Origin of the sequence: uncultured Flavobacterium sp., assembly GCF_963975005.1 — a bacterium.
Classification (GTDB): domain Bacteria; phylum Bacteroidota; class Bacteroidia; order Flavobacteriales; family Flavobacteriaceae; genus Flavobacterium.
The window spans coordinates 1-4,967 of the sequence record NZ_CAXBFR010000167.1 but is presented as its reverse complement, the minus strand read 5'-3'; the positions used below and the strand labels follow the sequence as shown (position 1 = coordinate 4,967).

Genomic DNA, 4,967 nt, shown 5'->3' with positions numbered 1-4,967 from the left:
AGCCTAATTAAAAAATTAACATTTTATTTGAAGTTTCTATTATTTCTTTAAACAATTTTGTTTGCATTAAATTCGATAAATGTATAAAGGTTTAAAATTAATATTAGTCCTTGTATTTCTTTCATTTTTCTCGCAAAAAATAGAAGCTGAAACTACTATTAATTTCAATTCTGTTGAAAAAACTTCCTATAAAAAACAAACTTCTATTACTACAAATGAATCTGGTTTTCAATCGTTTGGTATATCAAATGAAATACATTATCAGTTTTCTAATTCCAATTTAACATTTGATTCTTCATTAGCTAATAAAAAGTTATTGGTTAAGTTTCTTTGTAACTCTTTGTCAAAAAAAGAACAACATTTTACAAATAAAGTCCAATTACTATGGACATTTTGTGACAAAAAAGAAGTTTCGTTTTCGGCAATTCAAATCATTTTCCCATTTCAATTTTTTTGGTAATTAATTTTATTTAATCGTTTTGTAGTCTGTTTTTATAAAAATGGACTTATTTCTATGTAATAATTTATAAAATCAAAAAATAATGGATATACCAAATACAATTATTGGGACTATTTTCTTTTTTTTGTTCTAATTGCCCCTATAGTTATAGTTAATAAAAGAATTCTTAAAAGAAGACAACAGTTTGTCAATAAAATAAATGAGTTTGCAGCAGAAGATCAAAAGAAAGTAATTGAATTCGATACATGGACCGATAATACAATTATTGGAATTAGTGATGATAATCAAATGCTTTATTTCTTAAGAAACACAGCTGACTATAATGTAAAAACTAAAGTTGCTATTAGTGATATAAAATATTGCTTTATTAAAGAGGATAAAGAATCTAATAGAATTAATGCACTCGAATTTGTTATTGAATTAAACTCAAGTAAAGATTCTATTGTATTAGAATTTTTTAAAGTAGATAATAAAAACTTTATAATAGGAGAAGAAATGCGAATAGCTAAGAAATGGAATACAAAATTAGTAGAAGGAATTCCTAAAAGCAAAGTACTTTTGTATAGTTTTTAAAATAAAAGAGAGAAGTATTAAATTGCTTCTCTCTTTTTTATTTTTTTATTTTTCTACAGAAATTTCAAACGACTTATCCCAATTTTTACCAGTAACAAGAATTGTTTTTGTTTGAGGATTATAAGCAATTCCATTTAAAACTTCGCCTTGTTTTAAAGTATTAGTTACTTTTGTTTTTAAGTCACTTAAATTCAAAATGTTTTCGATAGCACCCGTTGTAGGATTAATTTTGATAACCATATCTTTCTCATAGATATTAGCCCAAATTTTACCATCAATCCATTCCATTTCATTGATAGAATCTATTTTGTTAGCATTTGTGTATACATTTATATAATCTATCATTTCAAACGTTTCTGGATTTATTATGTATATTTTTTCAGAACCATCACTCATATAAAGGTTAGTTCCATCATTAGTTAAACCCCAACCTGACAAATCTTTTCTAAAATAAGCAATTGATTTTTCTTTTTTAAACGTTTTTGCATCATAAACAAAAGCAGTATTTTCATTCCATGTCAATTGATAAACTTTATCTTTTAAAACAGTAATACCTTCACCAAAATATTTTTTATCAATATCTAATTTTTCAAGAACATTACCTGTTTTATAATCTGTCTTTCTTAGAGAAGAGTTTCCATATTGACCACTTCCTTCAATTAAATTACCTTCATAAAACTCATAACCTTGCGTATAAGAATTAGCATCATGATTAAAAGTATTTACGATTTTATAATTCAATAATTCAGGAGCATCTTTTGCATATATAATAAAATTAGTTTCTGTTTCTACGTTTTTACCTTCAAAATAAATTAAAGCTTTTACGCGAGTGTATCCTAATTTCTCATTTTCTAAAGGAAAATGTATTTTTTTATTTTTTAATGATTTTCCAATGTTTTTATCATTCATATAGTAAATGACTGAGTCAATAACTTTATTTTTTTCGTTCTTTAAAGCTAAATCTACACTTTGAGATGGATTATAGGCTTGCATCATTGCTGAAGTATCTATAGAAAAAATATTTTTTTCATCATTTTTATCACCCCCACATGAAATAGATAGAATAGTTAAACCTATGAAAGAGAATACCTTATATTTAAACATAATTAAATTTTTTATAAATCGAATATACAACGTTTTTTTTAACCTACAAATGCCTTGCAAAAATACAAAAAGATTGTATATTTACACCGGCAAGTCCTACACGACCAGCTCCTGCAGAATCCCCCAGGGTGGGAACGCAGCAAGGGTAAGCGGTTGTAGCGGTGCGATGTAGGTCGCTTGCCATTTTTTTTAAATCTGAACTTATTTCAGATTCTCATATAAAATTCAAATTATCTTCCAAACAGGAAGATTTTTTTTATTTAGTATAATTACTCTGTAAAAGTATAAACCTTTATTTAATTGGATGTTAAAGTTCCTTTAAAATTAACTCAACTTTTTAATTAACTTTGCAACTCTAAATTTTGAATAAATAATAATGCAAAAAGTTGTTTTTATTACAGGAGCTTCTTCCGGAATAGGTAAAGCCATTGGCGAATTTCTACACCATAAAGACTTTATAGTTTATGGTACAAGTCGTAATCCTTCAAAAGTTGAAAATTCTATCTTTCCATTGGTGGCTCTAGATGTTAGGGATGTGAATTCAATTCAAGCTGCAATCGCTGAAGTATTAGCAATCACTAATCGAATTGATGTTGTAATAAACAATGCTGGTGTTGGAATTACTGGACCTTTAGAAGAAATTCCGTTAGAGGAAATAAAAAACAATTTTGAAACCAATTTATTTGGACCTGTTGAAGTAATGAAAGCAGTTTTGCCTCAAATGAGAACTCAAAAACAAGGTTTAATTATTAATATAACTTCAATAGCTGGTTATATGGGATTGCCTTATAGAAGCGTTTATTCATCCTCAAAAGGAGCTTTAGAATTAATTACAGAAGCCCTTCGAATGGAAGTTAAGTCTTTTGGAATTCATATTACAAACGTTGCACCAGGAGATTTTGCTACAAATATTGCTGCGGGTCGTTATCATGCACCGGTTTTAAAAGATTCAGCTTATGAAACAACTTACGGGAATACATTAAGAGAAATGGATTCTCACGTTGATAGTGGAAGTAATCCAAATCAAATGGCAGAAGTTATTCATAAAATTATCAACACACCAAATCCAAAAATTCATTATAAAGTTGGAGCTTTTCTGCAAAAGTTTTCAATTGTTTTGAAACGAATTTTACCTGATTTAGTTTATGAAAAAATGTTAATGAATCATTACAAATTATAAATTTAGAATTTAGAAATTAGATTTCAGAATAATTTTATATTTCTTACTTTTGCATAACAAACAACACAAATAAAATAAATCCAAATACGTATGAAATTTTTTATTGACACAGCAAATTTAGCCCAAATTAAAGAAGCACAAGAGTTAGGTGTTTTAGATGGTGTAACTACAAACCCATCTTTAATGGCAAAAGAAGGAATTACAGGTAAAAACAACATTCTAAAACATTATGTAGACATTTGTAACCTTGTTGATGGAGATGTAAGTGCTGAAGTAAATGCAATTGACTTTGACGGAATGATCAGAGAAGGTGAAGAATTAGCTGAATTACACGAACAAATCGTTGTAAAACTGCCTATGACAAAAGAAGGAATAAAAGCTTGTAAATACTTTTCTGATAGAGGAGTTAAAACAAATGTGACATTAATATTTTCTGCTGGGCAAGCCTTATTAGCAGCGAAAGCTGGTGCAACATATTGTTCTCCATTTTTAGGAAGATTAGATGATGTTTCTACAGATGGTTTAAATTTAATTGATGAAATTCGTCAAATTTATGATAATTATGGTTTTGAAACTCAAATCTTAGCAGCTTCAATTCGTCATACAATGCATATTGTGAATTGTGCAAAAATAGGAGCAGATGTTATGACAGGACCTTTATCGTCTATTATGGGATTAATGAAACATCCTTTAACAGATATTGGGCTAGCTCAATTTATTGCTGATTTTGAAAAAGGAAATAAATAAGTATATACTACTATAGTAAAAAGCATAAAAAAAGCGGTTTTCAATTGAAAACTGCTTTTTTTATATAAATATAATTTAACATTGAATACTAATTCAAATTTTTCTCAAAATTAACATCAAATAAATTTACAAAGGCATTTTTTATTGTTCCATCTGCATTAAGAATAATAGATCTATGAATTTTATAAATAACCCATTTTTCTTTAATTGCTTCAGAATTAACTGCATGAATTTCTATAATATTTTTATGGTCAATATCATTTAATTTGTTTTCCCATTCTTCATAACTATCATCAATGTTAATGGCAATGAAGTTTACATTGGGGTATTTTTCTTTAAACGCAATAACTTTTCTATGAACTGAATTTAGGTGTGATTGAATGTTTGTATTGCAAAAGAAGATAACGGTTTCTTTAGTAATTAGTTTACCTAAATCAATGGGTTCATTTTTTTCATTTACAAACTTTTCAGAAGATAATGTGTTGCCAATACCAAGTTTATTAATTGAATTTTCAATAGTTGTTATTTCATTTTGCATTTTTTTATCAGTCGATAATTCAAGAAAACGTTTAATAAAAGTACTGTTGTTAAACATATTTTGCTCTTCCATTAAATAACGCAAAGCCAAACCATTTAAAACATGATTTTTAATTTTTTGGTTTTTAATTAAAGTATCAGCAATATTTAATTTTTTAATATTGTTTTCTAAAGCAAACTCATCAATATTTCCTTGTTTTTCAGTAAAAGTTATGTTGTTTAATAACGAAGTAACATAGTTTACATAAGGATAAAAATTAGCAAATGTTGGATTATCAAAATCAACACTCTTTCTATGGTCATAATAATCTTTGGGTAAATCATTAATCACGTTTTCACCAGCAATAAATTTATGTGCATAAGGGT

General features: G+C 27.1%; 6 protein-coding genes and 1 other RNA gene. 5 read left to right on the top strand and 2 right to left on the bottom strand.

Annotated features, from left to right (window positions below):
• Positions 1-79 precede the first annotated feature (79 nt).
• Positions 80-460 (top strand): hypothetical protein, encoded by a 381-nt coding sequence (locus AACZ53_RS13815; protein WP_339839637.1) that lies wholly within the window; start codon positions 80-82, stop codon positions 458-460.
• A 288-nt stretch (positions 461-748) separates the two neighbouring features.
• Entirely contained in the window at positions 749-1,033 is a 285-nt protein-coding gene (locus AACZ53_RS13810; protein WP_339839635.1) for a hypothetical protein, read from the top strand.
• A 45-nt stretch (positions 1,034-1,078) separates the two neighbouring features.
• On the opposite strand, the gene AACZ53_RS13805 is transcribed toward AACZ53_RS13810, so the two are convergent.
• The gene (locus tag AACZ53_RS13805) at positions 1,079-2,137 is read right to left on the bottom strand and encodes a glutaminyl-peptide cyclotransferase (RefSeq protein WP_339839633.1); all 1,059 of its coding nucleotides are present in this window, start codon (positions 2,135-2,137) and stop codon (positions 1,079-1,081) included.
• Between the two features lie 87 nt (positions 2,138-2,224).
• On the opposite strand from AACZ53_RS13805, the gene ffs reads away from it, so the two are divergent.
• The 3 genes from ffs to fsa all read left to right on the top strand — a co-directional run bounded on the left by ffs (position 2,225) and on the right by fsa (position 4,064).
• Positions 2,225-2,323: signal recognition particle sRNA small type (gene ffs / locus AACZ53_RS13800), an RNA gene on the top strand.
• 190 nt (positions 2,324-2,513) lie between these two features.
• Positions 2,514-3,317: an SDR family oxidoreductase gene (locus AACZ53_RS13795; RefSeq protein WP_339839631.1), complete on the top strand. Its 804-nt coding sequence runs from the start codon at positions 2,514-2,516 to the stop codon at positions 3,315-3,317.
• Between the two features lie 90 nt (positions 3,318-3,407).
• Positions 3,408-4,064 (top strand): fructose-6-phosphate aldolase, encoded by a 657-nt coding sequence (fsa, locus tag AACZ53_RS13790; protein WP_339839628.1) that lies wholly within the window; start codon positions 3,408-3,410, stop codon positions 4,062-4,064.
• An 88-nt stretch (positions 4,065-4,152) separates the two neighbouring features.
• Here fsa and AACZ53_RS13785 read toward each other — a convergent pair.
• Positions 4,153-4,967 (bottom strand): thioredoxin-like domain-containing protein (locus AACZ53_RS13785; RefSeq protein ID WP_339839625.1); only part of this gene is annotated, 815 nt, incomplete at its 5' end.

Bases quoted from the DNA above. Each gene is read 5' to 3' on its own strand.
- AACZ53_RS13815 (WP_339839637.1), top strand. From the start codon at position 80: ATGTATAAAGGTTTAAAATTAATATTAGTCCTTGTATTTCTTTCATTT.
- AACZ53_RS13810 (WP_339839635.1), top strand. From the start codon at position 749: ATGCTTTATTTCTTAAGAAACACAGCTGACTATAATGTAAAAACTAAA.
- AACZ53_RS13805 (WP_339839633.1), bottom strand. From the start codon at position 2,137: ATGTTTAAATATAAGGTATTCTCTTTCATAGGTTTAACTATTCTATCT.
- AACZ53_RS13795 (WP_339839631.1), top strand. From the start codon at position 2,514: ATGCAAAAAGTTGTTTTTATTACAGGAGCTTCTTCCGGAATAGGTAAA.
- fsa (WP_339839628.1), top strand. From the start codon at position 3,408: ATGAAATTTTTTATTGACACAGCAAATTTAGCCCAAATTAAAGAAGCA.